The organism is Burkholderia humptydooensis (assembly GCF_001513745.1).
Classification (GTDB): Bacteria; Pseudomonadota; Gammaproteobacteria; order Burkholderiales; family Burkholderiaceae; genus Burkholderia; species Burkholderia humptydooensis.
On sequence record NZ_CP013382.1, the window covers coordinates 2870715 to 2893797 of the forward strand.

General features: G+C 69.8%; 12 protein-coding genes. 2 read left to right on the top strand and 10 right to left on the bottom strand.

Annotation, left to right across the window (positions count from 1 at the left end):
• Positions 1-34 precede the first annotated feature (34 nt).
• From AQ610_RS31560 to AQ610_RS31600, 9 genes are all read right to left on the bottom strand, one after another.
• Entirely contained in the window at positions 35-433 is a 399-nt protein-coding gene (locus tag AQ610_RS31560) for a DUF4345 domain-containing protein (protein ID WP_006028324.1), read from the bottom strand.
• A gap of 38 nt (positions 434-471) precedes the next feature.
• A complete protein-coding gene (locus tag AQ610_RS31565) occupies positions 472-1770 on the bottom strand; it encodes a hypothetical protein (RefSeq protein ID WP_043282954.1) in 1299 nt (432 codons plus the stop codon).
• A complete protein-coding gene (locus AQ610_RS31570; protein ID WP_009916127.1) occupies positions 1767-2549 on the bottom strand; it encodes an outer membrane lipoprotein-sorting protein in 783 nt (260 codons plus the stop codon). The genes AQ610_RS31565 and AQ610_RS31570 overlap by 4 nt, the downstream gene beginning before the upstream one ends.
• Positions 2550-2605: 56 nt before the next feature.
• Positions 2606-4042 (bottom strand): ABC transporter permease, encoded by a 1437-nt coding sequence (locus AQ610_RS31575; RefSeq protein ID WP_006028327.1) that lies wholly within the window; start codon positions 4040-4042, stop codon positions 2606-2608.
• Positions 4042-4740 (bottom strand): ABC transporter ATP-binding protein, encoded by a 699-nt coding sequence (locus tag AQ610_RS31580; RefSeq protein ID WP_006028328.1) that lies wholly within the window; start codon positions 4738-4740, stop codon positions 4042-4044. The genes AQ610_RS31575 and AQ610_RS31580 overlap by 1 nt, the downstream gene beginning before the upstream one ends.
• The gene (locus AQ610_RS31585; RefSeq protein ID WP_006028329.1) at positions 4740-6203 is read right to left on the bottom strand and encodes a flavin-containing monooxygenase; all 1464 of its coding nucleotides are present in this window, start codon (positions 6201-6203) and stop codon (positions 4740-4742) included. Before AQ610_RS31585 ends, AQ610_RS31580 begins: the two co-directional genes overlap by 1 nt.
• Before the next feature lie 32 nt (positions 6204-6235).
• On the bottom strand, positions 6236-10318 hold the full coding sequence (locus AQ610_RS31590; RefSeq protein ID WP_006028330.1) for a cytochrome P450: 4083 nt from the start codon (positions 10316-10318) through the stop codon (positions 6236-6238).
• Entirely contained in the window at positions 10315-16503 is a 6189-nt protein-coding gene (locus AQ610_RS31595) for an SDR family oxidoreductase (RefSeq protein ID WP_006028331.1), read from the bottom strand. Before AQ610_RS31595 ends, AQ610_RS31590 begins: the two co-directional genes overlap by 4 nt.
• A 103-nt stretch (positions 16504-16606) precedes the next feature.
• Positions 16607-18184: an acyltransferase domain-containing protein gene (locus tag AQ610_RS31600; RefSeq protein WP_009916137.1), complete on the bottom strand. Its 1578-nt coding sequence runs from the start codon at positions 18182-18184 to the stop codon at positions 16607-16609.
• Positions 18185-18721: 537 nt separating this feature from the next.
• Here AQ610_RS31600 and hpnN point away from each other — a divergent pair.
• Positions 18722-21355: a hopanoid transporter HpnN gene (hpnN, locus tag AQ610_RS31605; RefSeq protein ID WP_009916139.1), complete on the top strand. Its 2634-nt coding sequence runs from the start codon at positions 18722-18724 to the stop codon at positions 21353-21355.
• Between the two features lies 1 nt (position 21356).
• Positions 21357-22367 (top strand): MlaA family lipoprotein, encoded by a 1011-nt coding sequence (locus AQ610_RS31610; RefSeq protein ID WP_006028334.1) that lies wholly within the window; start codon positions 21357-21359, stop codon positions 22365-22367.
• Positions 22368-22483: 116 nt separating this feature from the next.
• On the opposite strand, the gene AQ610_RS31615 is transcribed toward AQ610_RS31610, so the two are convergent.
• Complete coding sequence (locus tag AQ610_RS31615; protein WP_009916143.1) at positions 22484-23047, bottom strand: carboxymuconolactone decarboxylase family protein; 564 nt, start codon at positions 23045-23047, stop codon at positions 22484-22486.
• Positions 23048-23083 lie beyond the last annotated feature (36 nt).

Sequence of the window (23083 nt, forward strand, 5' to 3'; positions counted from 1 at the left end):
GCATGCCCCGCCCCGCGCCGTCCCGCGCCGTTCGTCAGGCAGCCGCCGCCGCGACGCGGCTTTGCCACCAGATGAACAGCGGCGCGCCGACGATCTCGAGTACGGTAAAGCCGATGAACGGAGCAAACGGTGCGCCGAGCGACACGAGTGAGATCAGACGGCCGAATCCGCCGGCGAAGATCATCGTCCACAGCGCGCGGAACAGCACGCCGTTGCGCTCGATGTTCGGGATCGTCCAGAACGCGCCGAGGCCGAGCCCGAACCAGACGCCCGCGTAGAAGCGCAGGTTGCTGTCGAGCGTCGCGTCGGCGGGCAGCGCGACGCCGAGCGATGCGTACAGCGGATCGTGGATGCCCAGCATGCCGAGCGTGCCGGTCGCGACCGGCACGGCTGCGAGAATTGCGGTGACGATTTGCAGGATGCGTTTGCTCATTGTAGGGTGGCCCTTGTTATTGGACGATCGGCGACGTCCTATTGATAAAAAATGCCCAGCGCCTGCACGCTGCTCGCCTCGGGCATCGCGCCGAAGCGGCTCCACGAAGGTCCGGTCTGCCGCAGGAACTGCACGGCGACGTCGAACTTGTCGAAGCGCCGCCGCAGCTCCAGCCAGTACTGCTGCCCCGCGCCGGGATCGAGCTGCGCGAAGCCCGTCAGGTCGAGACGCCGCACGAACACGTTGCGCCACGCCGCCATCAGGAACACCCCGTGCCGCGACGGCAGCTCCTGCGCGGCGATCGACGTGCGCACCGCGCGCGCCCACGCATACGGATCGCTCGCCTGCAGCGCACGCCACTGCGCAGCGGATGCGCCGCCGCTGTTGCCCTGCAGCTCCGCCGTCAGCGACAGGTCGATCGGCAGCGTCCACGTGAAGCCCACCGCCGAGCGCGTGCGAAATGCGCGATCGCGGTTGCCGCCGCCCGTCGCCGAGCCGATCAGCGACGGCCGCCAGCCGCCCGTCCATTCCGCATACGCGACGACCGCGTTGCCGAGCAGCACGCTCAGATTCTGCCCGAACTGCGGCGATTGTCCGCTCTCGCCGTACAGGACCCATTGCGGCTGGATCGCGGGCGCGATCCGCTGGCTGCCGACGAGCATCCAGCGATCGACGCCGTTCGTGCGCTGCAGGTCCGACGACGCGAACGGATCGCCCGGCACGCTGCGGCTCGCTAGCCGCGGCGACAGCATCAGCGCGATCGAGCCCGAATCCCAGACGCGCTGTGCGCGCACGGCGACGCTGCCGAGCCGGTTCGTGTGCCGGCTGTCGGGATCGGGCGGCACGTCGAGGCTCACCGCGCCCGCCTTGAAGAAATCGGTCGGGTTGTAGCCGATCGCCGCGCCGATGCGCTCGTTGATCCGGCCCGCGTCGATCGCCAGCAGCGGCGACGGCTTCCAGCTCGCATACGCCTCCTTCACGAGCGTCACGTCGCGGTGCGACGCCGCGCCGGACGACAGCGGATCGAACCGGTCGAACCGCATCGCGAAATTCACACCCAGCGTCGGCGTCAGCGCGTGCTCGAACTGGAATTCCACCGACAACTGATTGCGCCATGACGACGCAGCGCCGCGTCCGTCGCTCCAGCGAACGGCGTCCTGCACGCTGAACTTCCACGGGCGCGCCGTTTCCGGCGCCGCGACGGGCGTCGCGTCCGCGAGGTCGAGCGCCGCGTTCGTCGCGTCGTTCGCCGCGGCCGCGTCGCCCGCCGCCGCGGCGCGCAGCGGCATGGCCGCCGCGGCCGCGCAAATCAGGATCGCCAACGATCTGCGCGTCATTGCGCCTGGAAGCGGGGCAGGTAGTCGCGCTGCAACCATGCGTCCGGAATGTCGCGCCACGCGTAGCCGGAAAAGCGCATCACCGTGACCCAGTTCGGATCGAGACCGTCGATGATCACGGTTTCGGTCGGTCGCTCGACGCCGAGCTCGGCCGTATAGCGCCGATAGAACGCGCTCTTCAGCAGCCGGTCGCTTTCCGAATAGAACTTCGCCTTCACCGGCCGGCTGTTCGATGCATCGAGCCACATCTCGATCCGGTGGTACGTGAGGCCCGGCGCGTTGCCCGTCAACGAAAGCTTGTAGCAATGCCGCGTCTGCCGGTCGCCGTCCATCACGTCCTCGGCGCCTTTGAGCTCCGCCCGGTAATCGTGCGCGAGATTGACGGTCACGACGTCGCCGTTCGCGGCCTGCCCGAGCAGGCGCTGGTCCGGCGAGATGCGGATGCTCGCCTGATTCGCCGGATCGTAGAACCACAGATCGTTGCCGTTCTTCAGCATCAGCTTGCCCGTGTCGCGCGCGGGCGCGACGAAGCGCACCAGCGTGCGGAACGCGCCGCCCGGCGCATCGGGCTTCGAGTAGATCGACAGCGTGTTGCCGTCGACCTGCTTGCCGGAGCGGTATTCGGCAAGCGTCGCGGTCAGCACGAACGACTTCGCCGGCGTGCGGATCGCATCGCTTTCCGCGAGCAGCTTCTGCGGATCGGGCGCTGTCTGCGCGTGCGCGAGCGCCGCCGCGCAAAGGCTCATGCCGACCCACCATTGACGAAACAAGCGACGCACGCCACACCTCCCGATCGATTCGATCTTTCGTTGTTCAAACTGAAAACTTCCACCGCTCACGCGTAACGCAGCGCGTCGACGATCGACAGCCGCGCCGCGTGGCGCGCGGGCAGCCACGCCGACAAGCCGGCGACGAACGCGAGCCCGACGAACGTCAGCGCGATGAGACGCCATTCGCCCCACACGCGCACCGTCAGCGCGACCGAATCGATCCGCGCGGGCGGCGTCCATGCGAGGCCGCTGTGGTTGACCGCGAATGCGAGCGCGAGCGCGACGAGCACGCCGATCGACGCGCCGGCGACGCCGAGCAGCGCGCCTTCGCAGACAAACAGCGCCTGGATGCCGCCGCGGCGCACGCCCATCGAGCGCAGTGTGCCGATCTCGACGGTTCGCTCGAGGATCGCCGTGCTCATCGTGTTGCTGACGACGAACAGCACGATCGCGCCGATCAGCACGAACACGAAGCCGAAGATCATCGAGAACATCCGGTTCGTCTGGTCGTAGAACGGGTTCAGCGCGGCGAAGTCCAGCACGTCGAGCGGCTGGCCTTCGAAGCGGCCGCCGAACAGCGCGTCGATCCGCGCGCGCGCGGCGGGCAGTTGCGCGGTGTGCCGAAGCTGGATCTCGATCGCCGTCACGCGCGGCGCGTCGCCGCCGTAGACGAGCCGCTGCGCGCGCGGCAGATGCATCGCGAGATAAACGTCGTCGAGTTCCTTCACGCCCTGCTGCTCGGCCTTCGCGACCGTGAAGCCGCCGACGTTCGGCGCGCCGTATGCGTTCGCGGCGAGCACTTCGATGTGCGTCGCGCTTGCGCGCTCGTCTTTCTGCTCGCTCTTTCGCGCGCCCGCCTCGGCTGCGGCGAGCGCGAGCACGTCGTCCGGCGCATCGGCGGCCTGCGCGCCGGGCGCCGCGTCCGAAGCCGTCGCGGCTTCCTTCGCGATGTCGCCGTCGCCGCAATCGGGCACGCGCAGCGGCGCGCACAGATGCAGCACGCGCGCGACGCCATTGCCCACGATCGCCGCATCGGGCGCGGTGCCGACGAGCGGATACGGCTTCGGCGTCAACGGAAAGCCGTAGTCGTTCCATTGCTGCATCCGGTTCTGCTCGTCGGCGATCGCGCCCTGCGCGAGCACCGTGCGCGACACGCCCGCCTCGAAATTGCCCGCGATCCCGCCGAACTGCAGCGTCGGCGTGATCACCGCGATCATCGGCGCGAGCACCGGATCGTCGCGCAGCCGCGCGATCAGCCGCGCGTAGCCGCCGATCCCGTATGCGACCGGATTGCCGCTGCCGTACTGGAAATAGCCGTGGCGCTGGATCTGCAAATGGCCGCTGCGCCGCACGAAATCGGTCTGCAATCCGAACGTGATGTCCTTGCTGAAGCCGCCGAACAGCAGCACCGCGCAAACGCCGACGATCATCGCGAGCAGCGTGGTGATCGAGCGCCGCCGGTTTCGCTGCAGGTTGCGCAGCGCCAACATGAACGTATGCATCAGCTTTGCGCCTCCTGCGCGATGCGGCGCTCGACGATGCGCCCGTCGCGGATCTGCACCACGTCGTCGGCCGCGTCCAGCACTTGGGGATCGTGCGACGACACGATGAATGACACGCCGCTCTCGCGCTGCATCTCGTGCATCAGCGCGATGATCGCGCGGCCCGTGACGCTGTCGAGGTTCGCGGTCGGCTCGTCGGCGAGCACGAGCGACGGCCCCGCCGCGAGCGCGCGCGCGATCGCGACGCGCTGGCGCTGGCCGCCCGATAGCTGGCTCGGCCGGTGCGCGCCCTTGCCGGCGAGGCCCACTGCGTCGAGCAGATACGCGACGCGCTCCGCGCGCTCGCGCGCCGGCGTGCGCGCCATCAGCAGCGGATATTCGACGTTCTCGTACGCGGACAGCGCGGGCAGCAGGTTGAACGACTGGAACACGTGCCCGACCTCGCGCGCACGGAAGTCGGACAGCGCATCGTCGGACAGCGTCGCGGTGTCCTCGCCGGCCACGACGACGCGCCCCGCATCCGGCCGATCGATGCAGCCGATCATGTTGAGCAGCGTCGTCTTGCCGCTGCCGGACGGGCCGCTCAGCACGGTGAAGCGGTTCGCGTCGATGTCGACCGACACGCCGGCGAGGCCGGTCACTTTCACGCTGTCGAGCAGGTAGGTCTTGCTGACGTTCTCGACGGAGACGAGCGCCATCACGCGTCTCCCGTCCGCACGCGCGCGGCTGTGGCCGTGGCCGGCGCTTGCGCCGCGGACGCGACGGCCACGGGCCGCGCGTGCCGCGACGCGGCGCGCGAATCGGGCAGCGCGCGAATCAGCCGCTTCAGTTGCAGCCGGTACGCGAAGTGCTCGACTTCGATCACGTGCCGCTGCGTGTCGCTGAAATGAATCCCGCCGTTCCAGTTCGAGCGGTCGCGGCCGATCAGCCGGTCGAGCCGCGCGGCCTTGCGCGGCGCGGCGTCGCGCGCGCGCAGGTAGCGCGCGACGAGCTGCGCCTGATAGTCCATCAGCGGCCAGTTGCCGGTCGACGTCTGGAACAGGCCGATGAAGAACAGGTTCGGATGCGCGCGATCGAAGATGTTCAGATACAGGCGCGGCTGCATCTTGTCCCATTGCAGATACGACTGGTCGAGAAACGGGAAGCTCAACTGGAAACCGGTCGCGTAGACGATCGCGTCGATCTGCTCCTCGCTGCCGTCCGAGAACGCGACGCGGTCGCCCTTCAGCTCGACGACGTCCGGCTTCGCGACGAGATCGCCGTGCCCCAGGTGGTAGAACAGCGTCGAATTGATGATGAAGTGCGCCTCGAACAGCTTGTGATCCGGCTTCGGCAGCCCGTAGTCTTCCGGCTGGCCGGCCGTCGTCAGGCGCAGCAGGCGCTCGCCGAAGAAGCGCCGCGCCCATAGCGGCATGCGCAGCTTCAGCGGCCATTCGGCCCAGCGATCGGCAGGAATCCCGAACAGGAATTTCGGCCAGTAGAAGTAGCCGCGCCGCGTGCTGTGAAACACCGCGCTCGCGTGATGGACCGCCTCCACCGCGATGTCGCAGCCCGAATTGCCCGCGCCGACCACGAGCACGCGCTTGCCCTTCAGCGCGTCGGGGGTCTTGTACAGCGCCGAATGCAGTTGCAGCCCGTCGAAGCGGCCCGGATAGTCGGGCACCTGCGGCTTCGACAGATGCCCGTTGCAGACGAATACGCCCTTGTAATGCCGCACCTCGTGGCCGTCGAGCTCGACGCGCCACGCGCCGCCTTGCGCGAGCGGCGCGACTTCGAGCACGGTCCGGTTGAACTCCGCGTGCCCGTAGACGCCGAAGCGGCGTGCGTAGTCGCGCAGGTAGGCGAGCGCCTGATCGCCGCGCGCGTAGGTCGGGTAATCGGCGGGCATCGGGTAGTCCGTGTATTCGGAGAACTCGCGCGAGCTGATCATGTGCACCGATTGGTAGATCGCGCTGCACGGCTTGCCGTAATACCAGGTGCCGCCGATGTCGTCCTCGCGCTCGATCAGGTCGAACGCGATGCCCTGCTCGCGCAGGTTCTTCGCGGTCGCGATGCCGGCCGCGCCGCCGCCGATGATGCAGTAGCGGTCGCCGCAATCGCGGATCGCCGGGGCCGCGGCCGTCGGCGCGGCCGGGTTCGTCGTGGTGTTCGTCGTCGTCATCGTTGCCGTTCCTCCACTTGTGCGCTCGCGCGTCATGCCGTCAGCGGAGCGGCGAGCGCGCCCGTTTCGGTCTGCATCGCTTGCGCGGCGTCGCCGTCGACGCGCGTGTCGTCGATACGCAGCAGCACATAGCCGCGCGCGTCGAGCACCGCGAAGCGGCCGGTCGCGTACTCGACGACGCCATCGGCCGACGCCGCCGGCAGGCGCGCGAGCTTCGCGCCGCCGATCCGCCACACGGCCGGCGCGTCGGTCTGCGCGGCGCCCCATTCGGCGAGCAGCACGCGCAGCACGTGCTCGACGTGATTGACGGGCAGGCGCAGCTCGAGCGGCAACGGCAGCGTCCACAGGCTCAGCACCGCGGCGGGCGGCACGCGGCCGATCCGCACGATGCCGGCCGACGCGTCGTCCGGCACGCTCCAGTCGCCCGCCGGCAGCAGCTCGCCGTTCCATGCGGCATGCGGCGCGCTCGTGAGCGGCGCCGGCTCGGGCGTCGCGCCGGGCGCCCGTGCATACGCGGCGCCGATCTGCTCCGGCTGCGGCCGGTAGACGAGCGTCATGCTGAGCAGCTCGGCCCGCGTGCGCGCGTCGCTGCACCGCACGTCGACGCACCAGACGTCGCCGATCATGTAGCCGGCCGCCTCGCTGCCGATCTCGACGCCCGCGCCGCCCGCCGGCACCGCCGGCAGCGCGTCGAGCCGCAGCACGACGTTCGCCATCTCGCTCAGCTCGCGCGGCTCGCCTGTCGGCGGCATCACCCAGTCGCCGACCGCGCACGCGTGCTCGAGCACGAGCGACGCGGGCACCACCGCGCGCCCGTTGAAGCGGAACGCATGCGCATACGGCGCGACGGCGGGATCGATCGCATAGCGCCCCTCGAAGCGCTTGAACGGCCGAAAGCGCACCGGCTCGCCGACGTGATGCCGGCGCGTGACGAGCTCGCCGATGTTCGGCAGCTCGCGGATCGGCTGGAAGCCCTTGATCTGCACGGGCGTCGGCGCGCGGCCGACCGCCCCCATGAACATCACCTCGCCGCTGCCCGGCGAAGCCAGTTCGCGCAGCCAGTGCCGCACGCCCTCGTCGACGTTCATCGGGCTCACGTAGCGCTGCGTGACCGCGAAGTTCGTGATCATCCCGACGCCTTCCCACGTCGGCCACACGAGCGTCTTCACGCCGCATGCGGGAGAAAGCGCGTGCTGCGCGGCCCAGAGGCCGAGGCGCGCGAGCGCTTCGTTCGCGGCCGCGTAGTCGGTCTCGCCCGTCATCCCGCCCCAGCGGCCCGTCAGCGAGCCGACGTTGCAGAACTGCGCGAGCCGCGGCCGCGCGCGCACCGCATCGCACAGATTCGCGAAGCCCAGCACCTTCGTGCGGACCGTGCGCGCGAAATCGTCGGCGCGCTTCCGGATCAGGCGTGCCGGCTCGTCGACGCCCGCGTTGTGGATCACGATCCGCAGCGAATCGCCGAGCTCGTCGCACAGCGCGCGCACGGCCGCGCGGTCGGTCACGTCGCACACACGGTAATGGACCGGCAGGCCGAGCGCGGCCATCTCGTCGAGCGCCGTCTTCAGCTCGCGCCGGCGCTTGAGCCGCTGCAGCGACGCGCGGATCGCCTTCGGCGGATGCTCGGGCGTCGCCGCACGCAACTGTTCGAGGCCGTAGCGCTTGAAGCCTTCTTCGTCGAGCGTCATCCACGGCTCGCCGCCGTCGGGCGGCGTCTCGCGCCCGGTGACGATCACCGTGCAGCCGTGGCGCCCGGCGAGCGCGCGCGCGCACAACAGGCCGATCCCGCGCGCGCCGCCCGAGAACAGCACGGCGTCGCCCGGCCCGAGCGCCGAGCGCGCGTCGACGGCGAGCGGCGGCAGTTCGTTGCGCTTCGCGTGCAGCGTGTAGCGCACGCCGTTGCGATAGCCGACCTCGAACAGGCCCCAGCGATACAGCTCGTTGACGACGAGCCGGTCGACGCGGCCCGTCTCGTCGGGCGCGATGTCGAGCACGCGCACGTTGCAGTTCGGCAGCTCCTGCGGCAGCGTCTTCGCGAGCCCCGCCCACAGGCCGCCGAGCGGCTGCGCGCCGGCGTCGGCGCCATAGCCCATCTGCCCGTCCATCCATGTGAGCGCGACATAGAAGAGCCGCGACGTGTCGTCCTCCGCCGCCCAGTCGCCGTAGCACGCCTTCAGCAGCTCGACCGTGCGACGCATCGGCGCTTCCCACGCGCTCGCGTCGTCGAGCGCGAACGGCGCTTCGAGCCCGAGATCGACGATGCCGTCGAGCGGCCCCGCTTCGTTGACGAAAACCCGCGCCGCTTCCGCGTGATCGGCGTTCGCGGCGGGCGCGAACACCGACACCTTCGCGCACGTTCGCGCAAGCGCCGCCGCGACGCGCTCGACCGTGCCGCCGCGCCCGTTGACGAGCGCGATGCGCCTGCCGCTCAACGCGGGCGAAGGCTCGTCGGGCACCGGATCGACGGGCACGGGCCGCCACGTGAAGCGCCACGCGGGCACGCTGCGGGCGCTCGCGTCGGTGTCGGTGCCGGCCGCGGGCAGCGCCGTGGCGGGCGAAGTCGCGAGCGACAGCGTCGCGACGTCGCCCGGTTCGTGCTGCCGGGCGGCCTCGCGCGCGGCGGCGACAGCCGCGCCGCCTCCATGCGCGGCGTCGAGCGCGAGCGCCGCCGCCATCGGACACGCGGCGCCTGCCGCCGCAACCGTATCGCCGAGCGGCCGCAGCGCGCGCGCGGACTCGTGCTCGCGCACGCGCGCGAGATGGCTCTGCTGCCGCTCGCGCGGCTTCACGATCAGACGGATGCCGTGCACCGGCCGCAGCGAGATCGTCGCGCCGAACTCGATCGGGTGGCCGGGCAGCGCGTTCAGATCGAAGTGCTGCGCGACCACCGCGACGAGCACGCGCATCTGCAGGAGCGCGGTCTGGAAGCCGATGCACTTGCGCATCCCGCCGCCGAACGGAAAGTAGACGAAGCGATGGCGCGCCGGCGCATCGCTCGCGAAGTTCTCGGGATCGAACGCGTCCGGATTGCGCCAGAACGCCGGATGGCGATGCGTGACGTAAGGCGACATGAAGACCGACGAACGCGCGGGAATCCGGTAGCCGCCGATCTCGTCGTCTTCGACGAGATCGCGCGTGAAGCCCCAGATCGGCGGATAGACGCGCAGCACCTCGTCGACGACCTGCGACAGGTACGGCAATTGTTCGAAGTCCTGCACGGTGGGCGCGCGGCCGCCGAGGCGCGCGTCGAGCTCGTCGCGCAACTGGCGCAGCACGGCCGGATGCTGCGCGAGCGCGTACAGCGCCCACGCGAGGCCCGCGCCCGTCGTCTCGTGGCCTGCGAGGAACACGGTCATCACTTCGTCGTGCACTTCCTGCTGCGTCATCGGCGCGCCGGTGTCCGGATCGCGCGCGTTCAGGAGCAGCGAGATCACGTCGCTCGGCTCGCAGCGCGCCTCGCGGTGATCGGCGATGATCTTCGCGATGATCGTATCGATCGCGCGGCGCGCGTGCGCGATCCGGCGGTTGAAGCGCGTCGGCGCCCAGCGCGGGATGAAGTCGTTCATGTCGCCCTGCGGCATCATCGCTTCGATCCCGAAGCGCACCGCCGGGCCGACCGCCTCCGCGTGCGACGACACGTCGGTGTTGAACACCATCAGCCCGAGCATCCGGAGGCTCAGGTGCATCATCTCTTCGACGACGTCGATCGCCTTGCCGGGTGGCAGCGCGCTCCAGCGATGCGCGAGCGCGAGCGCCGCGTCGCCGACCGCGGCCGTATGCGCATCGACCTGCTTCTTGTGAAAGAGCGGCTGCACCGCGCGGCGGTGGCGCCGCCAGAATTCGCCGTCGGTCGTGAGCAAGCCGTCGCCGAAGAACATCTTGAAGTTGTCGTAGAAGCGCCCGCGCACGTAGTTGCGGTGATTCTCCTGCAGCACGTACTGGATGTGATCCGGATGCGCGATCGCGTGCGTGACGAACGGGCCGAGCCGGTTGCGCGCGACGTCGCCGTATTGCTGGTGCAGCCGCAGCAGCATCGTGATCGGATTGCGCTTGTACGCGGCGAGGTTGCCCATCACGAGGCTGCCGCGCGGCCCCGGCGCCTGGCGGTACTTGCTCATGCCGTCTCCCGCTCGGTTGCGAGGCGCGCGGCGAGCGCGTCGACCTCGGCCTTCGTCACATATGCGAGCGTCGTGCGGTGCACGTAGCCGATCACGACGCCCGACACGTCGCTCATCTCCATCAGCATCCGGCCGTCGGGGCGCACCGCCGCGAAGCGGTTGCCGCCGTGCGCGCCTTCGAGCGCGAACGCGCGGGGCGTCGCGTACAGATCGATCCGGTCGTAGCGGCGCGCAAGCTCGCAGTCGTTGCCGCCTTCGTACAGATCGATCCGGCCGATCGATACCGGCGCGGCGAGCGGAATGTAGTCGTTCGCGACGTAGTTCAGCACCGCGACGCGCGCGAGGCCGTCGAGCATGATGCTCGGGACGACGAAACGCGAGAACACGGGGTCGTCGGCGCCGACGTTCAACTGGTAGCGCGCGACCTTGCCCGTTGCGGTGACGCCCGTGTCCGCGGTCGACACGAACATGCCCGTCAGCCGCACGGGCGCCGATTCGAAGTGGTACGGATCGGCAACCGGCGTGCGCGGCTCGTCCGGCCGCATCGGCCAGACGGGCCCGTTCGGATGGCGCGGCGCGACGAGCGCCTTGATCTCGAAGTGCAGCTTGTCTTGGACGAGCACCTGCCCGTTCGGCGCGAGCACGTCGCCCGTGATCCGCACCTGCACGACCGCCGCTTCGCCGTCGCGGCCGACGACCTGCGCGTGGATGCGCTTCGTGCTCGGCCGCTGCGCGTCGTACACGCGCAGGAAGTGGCGGAACGCGGCGTCGCGGAAGCCGACGACGCGCAGCCCCGGCAGCAGCTTCATCGCCGCTTCGGCCGCGAGCTCGGGCACGAACGTGCCGGGCAGCGTCGCGAAACGATTCACGACGTGGTGCTGCAGGTACGCGTCGGTGCGCAGATCGAAGATGCGCTCGAACGTCACGCTGTCGCTCGTGCGGCGCACTTCGCGGCCGAGATAGAAGTCGTGGCTCGGCAGCGGCGCGATGCGCTCGCGCGGCGGTGCCGGGGGCGACGGCGGCTGCGCGGACTGCTCCGTTCGAGCTTGCGGCGCGGACGCCGGCGCGTCGAAGAACGTCGGCAGATGCGCCTCGATCGCGCGCCGCTCGGCATCGCCCAGATGCACGGAGCTCGCCGCGCGCTCGGTCAGGTTGATCTCGCGCAGGAAGTGATGGATGCCCTCGTTGGTCCGCATGCTCGTGAAGAGCCCGCTCTTCTCGAGGAACGCGCGCGTGACGGGATTCGCACCGAGCCCGACCGAGCGCCACAGCGTCCAGCCGATCGTGAACTCGTCGCGCGCGAGCGCCGCGCGATGGTACGCGGCCTGCGTGTTGAGGAAATCGTTGCCCGATGCGTAGTCGGTCTCGCCCGCCTGGCCCGTCAGGCCGATGAACGAGCCGAAGTTGCACCACGCGCGCGGCTGCGCGGCGCCGAACGCGTCGCGCACGTTCCAGTAGCCGCGAATCTTGATGTCGCGCACCGCGACGAAATCGTCGAACGATTTCACGTTGACCGACGCGGAGCGGTTCAGGCCCGCCGCGTTGACGACCAGATCGATCGGCTGGCCGGCCGCGGCGATCCGCTCGACCGCCGCGCGCACGCTGTCCGCGTCGAGCACGTCGGCGCACAGGTAGAACACCTTGTTCGGGCCGCAGTACGACTTCATCACGTCGATGTTGCGGCGCGCGGCGCGGGCCTCGACCTGGCGCTCGAACGCCTTGATGATCGCGGGCAGCGGCAGGCCCGGATTGAGCGCCTTCTGCTCGCGGATGTAATCGGGGCGGCGGCGCGCGAACGCTTCGTCGCTGCCGGCGAACACGTCGGGGCCGTAGGCGTCGAGCGCGCTGCTGCCGATCAGATGGATCGTCGGCTGGAAATGCTCGGCAACCGCCTTCATCAGTTCCGCGGTGATCCCGCGCGCACCGCCGAACGCGACGACGACCGAATCGGGCCCGAGCCGCGCGAAGCCGTCGGCGGGCAGCTCGCCCGCGTCGCGCGTCACGCGCGGCGTGAGGCGCCGCCCGCCGCACAGCGCGACGACGGGCAGCAGATGCTGCGCGCCGCTCTCGCGCTCGGCCCGTGCGACGCCGTGCCGGATGTCCGCATCGTCCGTCAGCACCGCGAGCGAGCGCGCATGCGGCAGCTCGATCGCGAGCGCCTTCACGAGGCCCGTGAACATCCCCGCATCGGGATGCAGCACGTCGTCCTTCACCGCGTCGAGCAGCAGCGCGATGAACGAGCCCTGCTGCGCGACACCGTCATAGCACTGCTTGAGCGCGAGGAATGCGAGGTCGTGCAGCTTCAGCCGCCCGGACGACGGCGCCGACAGGCGATCCGGCGCGAGCGCGCTCGTTTGCAGCGACGTCAGCAGCCGCACGTGGCGCGTGCCCGACGGAATCAGCCCTTGCAGCGCGGTTTCGCCGAGCGCGTCGACGACGACGAGCCGCGCGCGCGAGAACGCCGTCGCGCGCGTCGACAGCACGAGCAGGTCGGCGGGCAGCATGCCGATGCCGTCGAGCAGCTCGGGCGCATCGGTCACGACGACGCTGCCCGCGGGCAGGTACGCGATCGCACCCGCGCCCGCATGCCACGGCGTCTCCCGCAGATCGATCCGATAGCGGGCGACGCCGAGCGGCTCGCCATCGGCGGCAACGTCGGTCGCTTTCAGCGTCGCGGGAATCGGCACGCGCTTGTCGGGCGACGCGGCGGCGGCGGATGCCGCCGCCGCAGGCGTCGACGACATTGCGCCAAGGTGAGAAGAAACGGGAGCCGCCGAAGACGGCACCGAGGACGGCACCGAAGCGCCGCGCGCGCCGGACGCGTCATGCGAGCGCTTGCCGCCGTCGCCGCCGGCAAGCGCCGACGGCGGCGCATGGCGATCGATACGCAGGCCGAAACGCATCCGGTCGCGCGCATTGCCGAGCGCAACCGACGTCGCGGCCGCGCCGCCGACGAGCGCACGCAGCACCGCAAGCGCGCTGTCGGCGCCCGCATATGTGAGCTCGCGGCCGCGCGCATCACGCAACACGAGCGGCGTTGCCGCGGCGGCGTGCGCGAACGCCCGATCGCTCTCGATCCACGCGAGCGCCGGCAGCCCGGCCGCGTCGGCCTGCGCCTTCGTCGTCACCGCGAACAGCACGATCCCTTCGGCGAGCGGCCGATCGAATGCCGGCTGCACTTCGTCGGCCGAGTTGCCGTTGATGCCGCCGACGATCACCATGTCGAGCTCGCCGCTTCTCAGGAAGCGCGATGCCACCTCGAACGCGGCGAGCGTCGACGCATGCCCGGCGTCGACCGTCATGTTCATCCCGTGCAGGTCGTGGTAGTTCGCGACGCGCGCCGGAATCACGTTCGGCATCATGCCGGGGAACGAATTCTCGGTCGTCGGCGGCACGAGGCGCCTCGTCTTTTCGGCGACGCGCGCGAGCGCATCGTCGAGCGGCGCGCGCGATGCGTCGTCGAAGCTCGCGCGCACCGCGGCCGCGATGTCGTCGACATAGCAGCGGCTCGCATACAGCGCGGCGTTGCGCGTCGGCCCCATGTGGCCCATCACCACGCCGATCGAGTTCGCATGCGCGCTCCAGTAGTCGCGCAACTGCTCGCGCATGTCGTGCGCGGCGTCGAGCGCCATCAACTGGCAGCGGTCGAGCGCGCGCAGCACCGCGGGCGGCATCCGCACACGGTCGAAGCTCGGCAGCGGATACGCGGGGCCGAAGCTCGCGCCGGGCGCCCCGCCCGCGCCGTTCAGCCACGCGGCGATCGCGTCGCGGCCGTCGAGCCCCGGGAATTTCGCGGACCAGCCGACGATCGCGAGCGGCTCGCGGCTCACGCGCGCGGCAGGCTGCGACGCGCTCAGGTCCGGCCGATACTCGCCGACGATCAGATGGCCGTTCGTGCCGCCGAAGCCGAAGCCCGACACCGCCGCGACGCGCGCCGCATCGGCCTTGCGCGGCCAGTCGACCGCCTGCGTCGGAATCGTGAAGCCGCTCGACTCGATGTCGAATTCCCGCGGCGGCTCGGCGAACCGATGCTGCGGCGGGATGCGGCCGTGCTCGAGCGCGAGCAGCACCTGGATCAGCGAGACGACGCCCGCCGCCCAGCCGGTATGGCCGACGAGCGACTTGTTCGACGTCACGTACACCGGGCGGTCGTGCTTGAGCCCGTCGCGCAGGCTCTGGAACTCGGCGAGGTCGCCCGCGGGCGTGCCCGTCGCGTGCGCGACCACCCAGTCGACCGCTTCCTTGCGCACGCCGGTCTGCCGGTACGCGCGCTCGATCGCGATGCTCTGGCCCGCCGAATTCGGCGCGTAGATCGCCTTGCCCTTGCCGTCCGACGACGAGCCGAACGCCTTCAGCACGCCGAGCACGCGGTCGCCGTCGGCGAGCGCGCTCTTCAGGCGCTTCAGGATCACGACGCCCGCGCCGTCGGCGAACAGCACGCCGTCGCACGCCTTGTCGAGCGGCCGCACTTCGCCGCTCTTCGACAGCCCGTGCAGCTTCGAGAACAGCACCGAGCCGCGCGGCGCGAGCGCGAACGCGCCGCCGCACGCGACGACGTCGTGCTTGCCGGCGAGCAGGCTCTTGATGCCGAGGTCGACCGAATAGAGCGACGACGAGCACGCGGTGTCGACCATCATGTATTCGGCGTCGTCGGGCAGCACGCCGCGCATCGCGTTCAGGCCGACGCGATGCGGGAAATATTCGGACAGCTCGCCCGTGCCGCGCGCATAGCGCGCGCGCAGCACCGCGTCGATCTGCGCGATGCTGCGCTCGCGCTCGTCGGGCGGCGCGCCGGCCTCGTCGAGCGTTTCGCGCAGCCGCGCGCGCATCGCTGCGAGCACCATCCCTTCTTCCAGATGCTGGCTGCCGTCCGCCGTATAGCCGACGACGAACGACGCGCGGTCGCACGCGCGCACGCGCACGCCGTCGAGCGCCTGGCGCAGCGAATGGCGCAGCCACAGCGTCGTCAGCTCGCCGGGCGCGGCGGCCGCTTCAATCTCGGCGCGCAGCCGCGCTTCGGGCTCGAAATGCTCGATGAACACCGAGCGCGACTGATAGCTCTTGTCTTCCGCCGACGGATCGGTCGAATGGAACGATCGGTAATCCCAACGATCGGGCGGCACGTTGCCGAACAGCTCGGGGCCGTTCAGCAACGCCTGCCAGAACGCCTCCGGGTCGCTCGCGCCGGGCAGCGCGACGCCCATGCCGACGACGGCGATTTCGTCGGTATCGTCGTCGGGCGCGGTTGCCGCGCGAGACGCGTCGATTGGGGCGGAAGGCGATGCGCACGCGAATTCCGCCGTCGCCGGAGCCGCCGCCGGAGCCGATGCTGAAGCCGTGGCCGAATCCGCCGGCACCGACGAAGAAACCGCATGCGCCGCCTGCGCCGCGTCGCGCCACTCGCGCCGCGGCGACAGCGCCTCGCTGCACAGCGACAGCCCGCCGTCCGCGACGATCACCTGCCCGGTGATCCAGCGCGCCGCGTCGGACGCGAGAAACAACACGACGTCCGCGAGATCCTCGGCGGTCGCGAGGCGGCCGAGCGGCGTCGCCGCGATGCTCGAGCGCTTCGTGTTCTCGGGATCGGGAAACTGCGCAGCCACGTCGCCATCGATCAGCGTCGACGACGCGCCGTTCACACGAATGCCGAGGCTCGCGTACTCGACGGCCAGATAGCGCGTCAGCGATTCGAGCGCGGCCTTCGCGGTGCCGACGACGAGATAGTTCGCCGGCACGAGCGTCGCGCCCACCGACGACACGTTGACGATCGCGCCGCCGCCCGCGCGCGCCATCAGCCGCGCCGCGCGGCGCGCGCACCAGAACGCGCCCTTCAGATTGGTGTCGAGCGCGCGGTCGAAGTGCGCGGCCTCGATGTCGTCGACGCTCAGCAGCGCGCCCGACGCCGCGTTGTTCACGAGAATGTCGAGCTTGCCGTACTTCGCTTCGATTTCGTCGAACATCCGCTCGACCTGCGCCGGCTGCGCGACCGACGCGCGCACGACGTCGACCGTCGCGCCGAGCGCGCGCAGCTCGGCCGCGGTCTCTTTCGACGCGTCGAGCGAATGAAAGAAATTCACGATGACGTGCGCGCCCTCTTCGGCAAAGCGGCGGCAGATCGCCCTGCCGACGTTCTTTGCCCCGCCCGTCACCAGAACCCGTTTCCCCAACAGATAGGAATTCGACATAAATCGCAGTGTTCAGGATTACCAAACATTCGGACGAGACTCTCCGTCTGATCCGGCCCTCTCCCCTCGTTATCCTCGTGGCGCGCAGTGCGTGCGCGGCGCTTCAGCTCGTGACGAGCGCCGCCTCGCCTTGATGCTCGTAGACGAAATCGACGATCTGGCCCATCGCCTTGAAATCGCCGGCGCGGAAGTTCGCCGGCAGCGGCGGCAACCCGTAGCGCGCGCTGATCCGCTGGATGATTTCCGTCTGCTTGACCGAATCGATGCCGAGCTCCGCTTCGAGCTCGACCGTCTCGGTGAACACCTCGACCGGGTATTCCATCGCCTCCGCGTAGATCCCGACGAGCTCGGCGAAGAGCCGATCGCGCGGCACCCGCGCGGATGCGGCGGCCGCAACCGGCACGGCCGCTGCTTGCGCGACCGGCGCAACCGACGCAACGGGTGCCGCAGCCGGCGGGACGCCCGTCGCGGCCGCGGGCGCGAAACCGGCCGCCACGCCGCGATCGGTCACGATTTGCGGCGCGGGCGTCGCTTGCAGCCCGCGCGCGTCGAAGAACCGCTTGAGCTCGCCCTTGATCTTGTCGACGATTCCGGGACCGCTGTTGCGCCAGAACTCGTCGAAATCGAGTTGCAGATTGCTTGCGCGAATGTCGTCGTTCATGACACTACCCCCATTGAAATATGCGAGAACGTTCTCCAGGCCGGCGAGTTCGCCTTCCGCGCTCGACGCGCCCGGAAAGGTCTTGGCGGCGCCGGGCCCCAGCGCGCGCACCGAGATCCTGCTGAGCGCGTTCAGCGCCCCGCACTCGACGAACGCGCCGACGCCGGCGGCTTTCAGTCTTGCGACCCCATCTCCGAACCGGACCGGCAGCACGAGATGGCGCGCGAGACACGCGCCGAGATCGTCGGCCGCCGCGTAATGGCGATTCAATATCGGTGAATAAACCGGATATTCAAGCGCTTTGTTTTTATAGGCTTTCAGACATCGTCCAAATTCGATTCGCGCATTTTCCAGATCGTCATGATGAAATGCGTAAGGCGAATTCAATATTTGCGCGGAGATATTGTTTCGAGCGCAATAGGCGCAGAATTCGTCGACGTATTCGCGCGCGCCGGACACGACGGTCTGCAACGCGTGATTTTCGACCGCGATCCGCACGCGCCCCGCGCGGCCGTCGGGCACGCCGCGAAAGCACGCGGCGAGATGCGCGCGCACCGCGTCGGGCGACGCGGACACGGCCGCCATCCGGCCATCGGCGGGCGCGGCTTCACGCAACGCGTCGATCCGGTCGCAGACGATGTCGGCGCCTTCGTCGATCGAGAACGCGCCGGCGCACGTGAGCGCGGCGATCTCGCCGAAGCTGTGGCCGACGAGCACGTCGGGCCGCGCGCCGTGCACGCGCAGCGCCTCGAAGCATGAGACGGACGTCGCATAGATCGCGAGCTGCAGCAGATCCGGCGCGTGCCGCAGCAGATCCTCGACGCCGATGTGCCCGTCCCACATGGTCGCGAGCAGCGGGCGGCGCAACCGCCGCACCGAGACGGCGTCGATCGCCTGCATGGCCTGCCGCACCACGGGATACGCGCCGCTCAATGCCCGCGTCGCGCCCGCATAGAACGCGCCTTGCCCGGGAAACAGAAATGCCACTTGCGCCATGAGATTGCCTTTGCCCACCACCAATGCCGAACGGCCCGATGTCGATCGGTCGAGCGTCTCCCCAGCCTCCTGGTGAATATTTATTCGATTACGCATCGCGGCGGCGATATGCAATCCTTAAATCCATTAATGAATTGGCGTAAAGTAACATATACGCTTACACACCTATGTTCGCCAAACTACACATCTTCTGTGCGCATTTATGCGTCGAATGCACATGACATCGCGTTGCGCCTGCTCGAACCAAAGTCAAAGCCGCGACAATATTTGTTAAATATCTTGAATTAACCGACTGAAAATCGATATTCGCGCGCGGCGCTCCGGATTGGCGGCCATCATGAACGAATCGGCGCGGAGCGCGGGCCGCAACGCGCCCGTCGCCTTCCCCGCGGCGACACATCACTCCCCGTTTTTTCGCAGGCATCCACGCCCTCGCATTCCCGCCCTATTTCACAACAATCCGGCGGGGATTCCCCCGCGCCGGAACCCAGCCGACTCTGAAACCCGCGCGCCGGTATACTTGGACACTTTGCCTTTCCGCAGCCCCCAACCCGCCGCCTCATGCTGACTTCCGTCCTCGTCCGACTCGTCGCCTGGTCGGTGCGGCGCCCTATCTGGGTCGTCGTGCTGTCGCTCGCCGCCGCCGCGCTCAGCAGCGTCTACGTCGCACACCATTTCAAGATCAACACCGACATCAGCAAGCTCGTCGAGAACGACCCGGAATGGGCCGCGCTCGGCCATGCGATCGACGACGCGTTCCCGCAGCGCAGCCAGACGATCCTCGCCGTCGTCGAAGCGCCCGCGCCCGAATTCGCCGCCGCCGCCGCCGACGCGCTCGCCGAAGGGCTGCGCCGCGAAGCCGAAGCGGGCCGCATCGGCCAGGTATCGGAGCCTGCGGGCGGCCCGCTCTTCGAGCACGACGGGCTGCTGTTCCTGCCCGAGCAGGACGTCGCGACGACGACCGCGCAGCTCACGGGCGCGCGGCCGCTCGTCAACGTGCTCGCGAAAGACCCGAGCATCGCGGGCCTCGCGACGACGCTGTCGACGACGCTCGGCGTGCCGCTGCAATCGGGCCAGGTCAAGCTCTCGGGAATGGCGAAGCTGCTGTCGCGCAGCGCGGCGACCGTCGACGACGTGCTCGCCGGCAAGCGGGCCGCGTTCTCGTGGCGCGCGCTCGTCGATGCCGATGCGGCCCGCGAGCCCGCGCGCGCGTTCGTGACCGTGCAGCCCGTCGTCAACTACGGCGTGCTGAAGGCGGGCGAGCAGGCGTCGCGCACGATCCGCGCGACCGCGCAGGCGCTCAGGCTCGACGAGCGCTTCGGCGCGGCCGTGCGGCTGACGGGCGAGCAGCCGCTCGCCGACGAGGAGTTCGCATCGGTCCAGGACGGCGCGGCCGTCAACGGCATCGCGACGCTCGCGATCGTGCTCGCGATCCTGTGGATCGCGCTGCGCTCGAAGCGGATGATCGCGTCGGTGTTCGTCACGCTGTTCGTCGGCCTCGTCGTCACGGCCGCGCTCGGGCTGATGATGGTCGGCTCGCTGAACATGATCTCGGTCGCGTTCATGGTGCTGTTCGTCGGCCTCGGCGTCGATTTCGCGATCCAGTACGGCGTCAAGTATCGCGAGGAGCGGCACCGCGATCCGAATCTCGAGCACGCGCTCATCGGCGCCGCGCATGCGATGGGCATGCCGCTCACGCTCGCCACGGCGGCCGTCGCCGCGAGCTTCTTCTCGTTCCTGCCGACCGCGTACCGCGGCGTGTCCGAGCTCGGCCTGATCGCGGGCGTCGGGATGTTCGTCGCGCTCTTCACCACGCTCACGCTGCTGCCCGCGCTGCTCAGGCTGCTCGCGCCGCCCGGCGAGCGCAAGGCGCCCGGCTTTCCCCGCCTCGCGCCCGTCGACGACTATCTCGACCATCATCGCAAGCCGATCCTGATCGGCACGCTCGCCATCGTGATCGGCGCGCTGCCGCTCCTCGCGCATCTGCATTTCGATTTCAATCCGCTGCATCTGAAGGACCCGCATAGCGAATCGATGGCGACGCTGCTCGCGCTGAAGGATTCGCCGGAAGCGTCGGTCAACGACGTGTCGCTGCTCGCGCCGTCGCTCGCGGCCGCGAACGCCGCCGCGAAGCGCCTCGACGCGCTGCCCGAGGTCGGCCGCACGACGACGCTGTCGACGTTCATCCCCGACGCGCAGCCGCAAAAGCTCGCGACGATCGCCACGGCCGCGCGCGAGCTGCTGCCCGCGCTCACGCAACCGGCCGCGGCGCCCGTGCCCGACGCGCAGCGCGTCGCGGCGCTCAAGCGCGCATCGAACCTGCTCGAATACGCGTCCGAAGACTACCCGGGCCCAGGCGCGGCGGCCGCGAAGCACCTGTCGGAATCGCTCGCGAAGCTCGCCGCTGCCGATGCGGCGACGCGCGACCGCGCGGAGCACGCGTTCTCCGCGCCGCTGAAGATCGCGCTGAACCAGCTCGCGATGCTGCTGCAGCCCTCGGAGATCACGCGCGAGAACCTGCCGCCGCAGATCGTGCGCGACTGGATCGCGCCGGACGGCCGCGCGCTCGTGCAGATCTCGCCGAAGGTGCCGAAGGGCGTCGATCCGGGCGACGACGCGACGCTGCGCCGTTTCGCGAAGGCCGTGAAGGCGGCCGAACCCGGCGCGATCGGCGGCCCGATCTCGATCCTGCATTCGGCGGATACGATCATCCGCGCGTTCCTGCAGGCGGCCGCGCTGTCCGTCGTGTCGATCACGGTGCTGCTATGGATCACGCTGCGCCGCTTCGGCGACGTGCTGCGCACGCTCGTGCCGCTCCTCGTGTCGGGCGTCGTGACGCTCGAGCTGTGCGTGCTGCTCGGGATGCCGCTCAATTTTGCGAACATCATCGCGCTGCCGCTGATGCTCGGCGTCGGCGTCGCGTTCAAGGTGTATTTCGTGATGGCGTGGCGCGCGGGCCAGACGGGCCTGCTGCAGTCGAGCCTCACGCACGCGGTGCTGTTCAGCGCCGCGACGACGGCCACCGCGTTCGGCAGCCTGTGGCTGTCGCATCATCCGGGCACGGCGAGCATGGGGCGGCTGCTCGCGCTCGCGCTGTCGTGCACGCTGATCGGCGCCGTCGTGTTCCAGCCCGTGCTGATGGGCAAGCCGCGCACGAAGCGCGTGACGAATCAATCGCAAGGAATCGATGAATAAGATGCGAACCACCGCGTCGGCGCTCGCCGTCTGCCTGCTTGCGAGCGGCTGCGCGACCGGCCCCAACCGGCACCCGGGCGACCCGCTCGAGCCGATGAACCGCGCCGTTTTCAAGTTCAACGACACGGTCGACTCGGCGATCGCCGTGCCGATCGCGAAGGGCTATCAAAAAGTGACGCCGACGCCGTTGCGCACGGCAATCAGCAATTTCTTCTCGAACCTCGGCGACCTCGGCAACATCGCGAACAACCTGCTGCAGCTCCGGATCACCGATGCGACGCAGGACGTGATGCGCGTGGCGATGAACTCGGTGTTCGGCGTCGCCGGGCTGATCGACGTCGCGTCGCTCGCCGGGCTGCCGAAGCATCACCAGGACTTCGGCCTCACGCTCGCGCGCTGGGGCGTGCCGTCCGGCCCGTATCTGGTGCTGCCGGTCTTCGGGCCGAGCTCGTTTCGCGACGGCGTCGGCCGCGCGGTCGACGTCCGCTTCAATCTGCTGAACTACATCGAGCCTGCCGCACGCAATCCGATGTACATCGCGCAGTTCATCAGCGCGCGCTCGGATCTGCTCGGCGCGACCGATCTGCTGCAACAGGCGGCGCTCGACAAATACTCGTTCGTGCGCGACGCGTACGTGCAGCAGCGCCGCGCGCTCACGTATCACGGCGGCGGCGAGGAGGAATCGCTGCCGAACTACAACGAACCCGGCGGCGAGCCGGCGGGCGGCAAGGGCGGCAGCGCGCCGGGCGGCTTGCCGCAATACGAGAACCCGGGCGAGGGCGCGGGCGGCATGCCGCCGGGCGGCGGGCGCGAGCCGGCCGGGCTGCCGCAGTATCAGGACCCGGGCGACGCCGGCGCGAGCGGCGCGGCCGCGGCGCCGGCGGCGGCATCCGCCGCGGCGCCCGCCCCCGCATCGGCGGCTGCGCCTTCGCCGGTTGCGCCGGTTGAACCAGCCGCGCCGGTCGCGCCAGCTTCCGCGCCGGCGGCAAATTCTCCGTCGTCGACGAACTGACACCCGCCCCGCCTACCGACAACGGCGGCCGTTTCGCTTCCGCAACGGCCGCCGTTGTCTCGTCCGGGTCGGGCGCGCGCATTGCCCGCCTCGACGCGGCTTCGTCTTTCCTCCCGTCACTCCGCGAACGGCAACGCCGCCTGCCCGTCGGCGCGCATGTCGAACACGTTCAGCGTCATCGCGACGAGCGCGTAATAGCCGAGCAGCGCGACGAGATTCACGACCACCTGATGCCCGAACCGCGCGACCGCCGCGTCGTACGTCGCATCCGACACGCGCTTCGTCTCGTACAGCTCGGTCGAAAAGCGGAAGATCAGCGCGTCGTCGGCATCGTCGAACGTTGGGGCCGCGCCGGCCCGGATCGCTTCGGCGACGGCGGCGGGCACGCCCGCATCGAGCGCGATCGGGTGGTGGATGTGCCATTCCGCCTGCGAGCGCCAGCGCGCCGCCGTCACGAGGATCGCGAGCTCCGACAGCCGCAGCGGCAGCCCCGTCCGATACCGGCAGAACGCGCCGAGCCGCTGCGCATGCCGTGCGAGCTCGGGGCTCGCGATCCAGCCGAGAAACGGCCCGTTCAGGTTGCCGCGCGGCCCGCTCAGGATCTCGTCGAGCACGGCGTTCTGCTCGTCGGTCGCGGTGTCGCGATTGAATTCAGGAAGCCTCATCTTCGTTTTCGTCATGTCGATCATCGATGGCAAGGATGCGCGAGCGGGCGC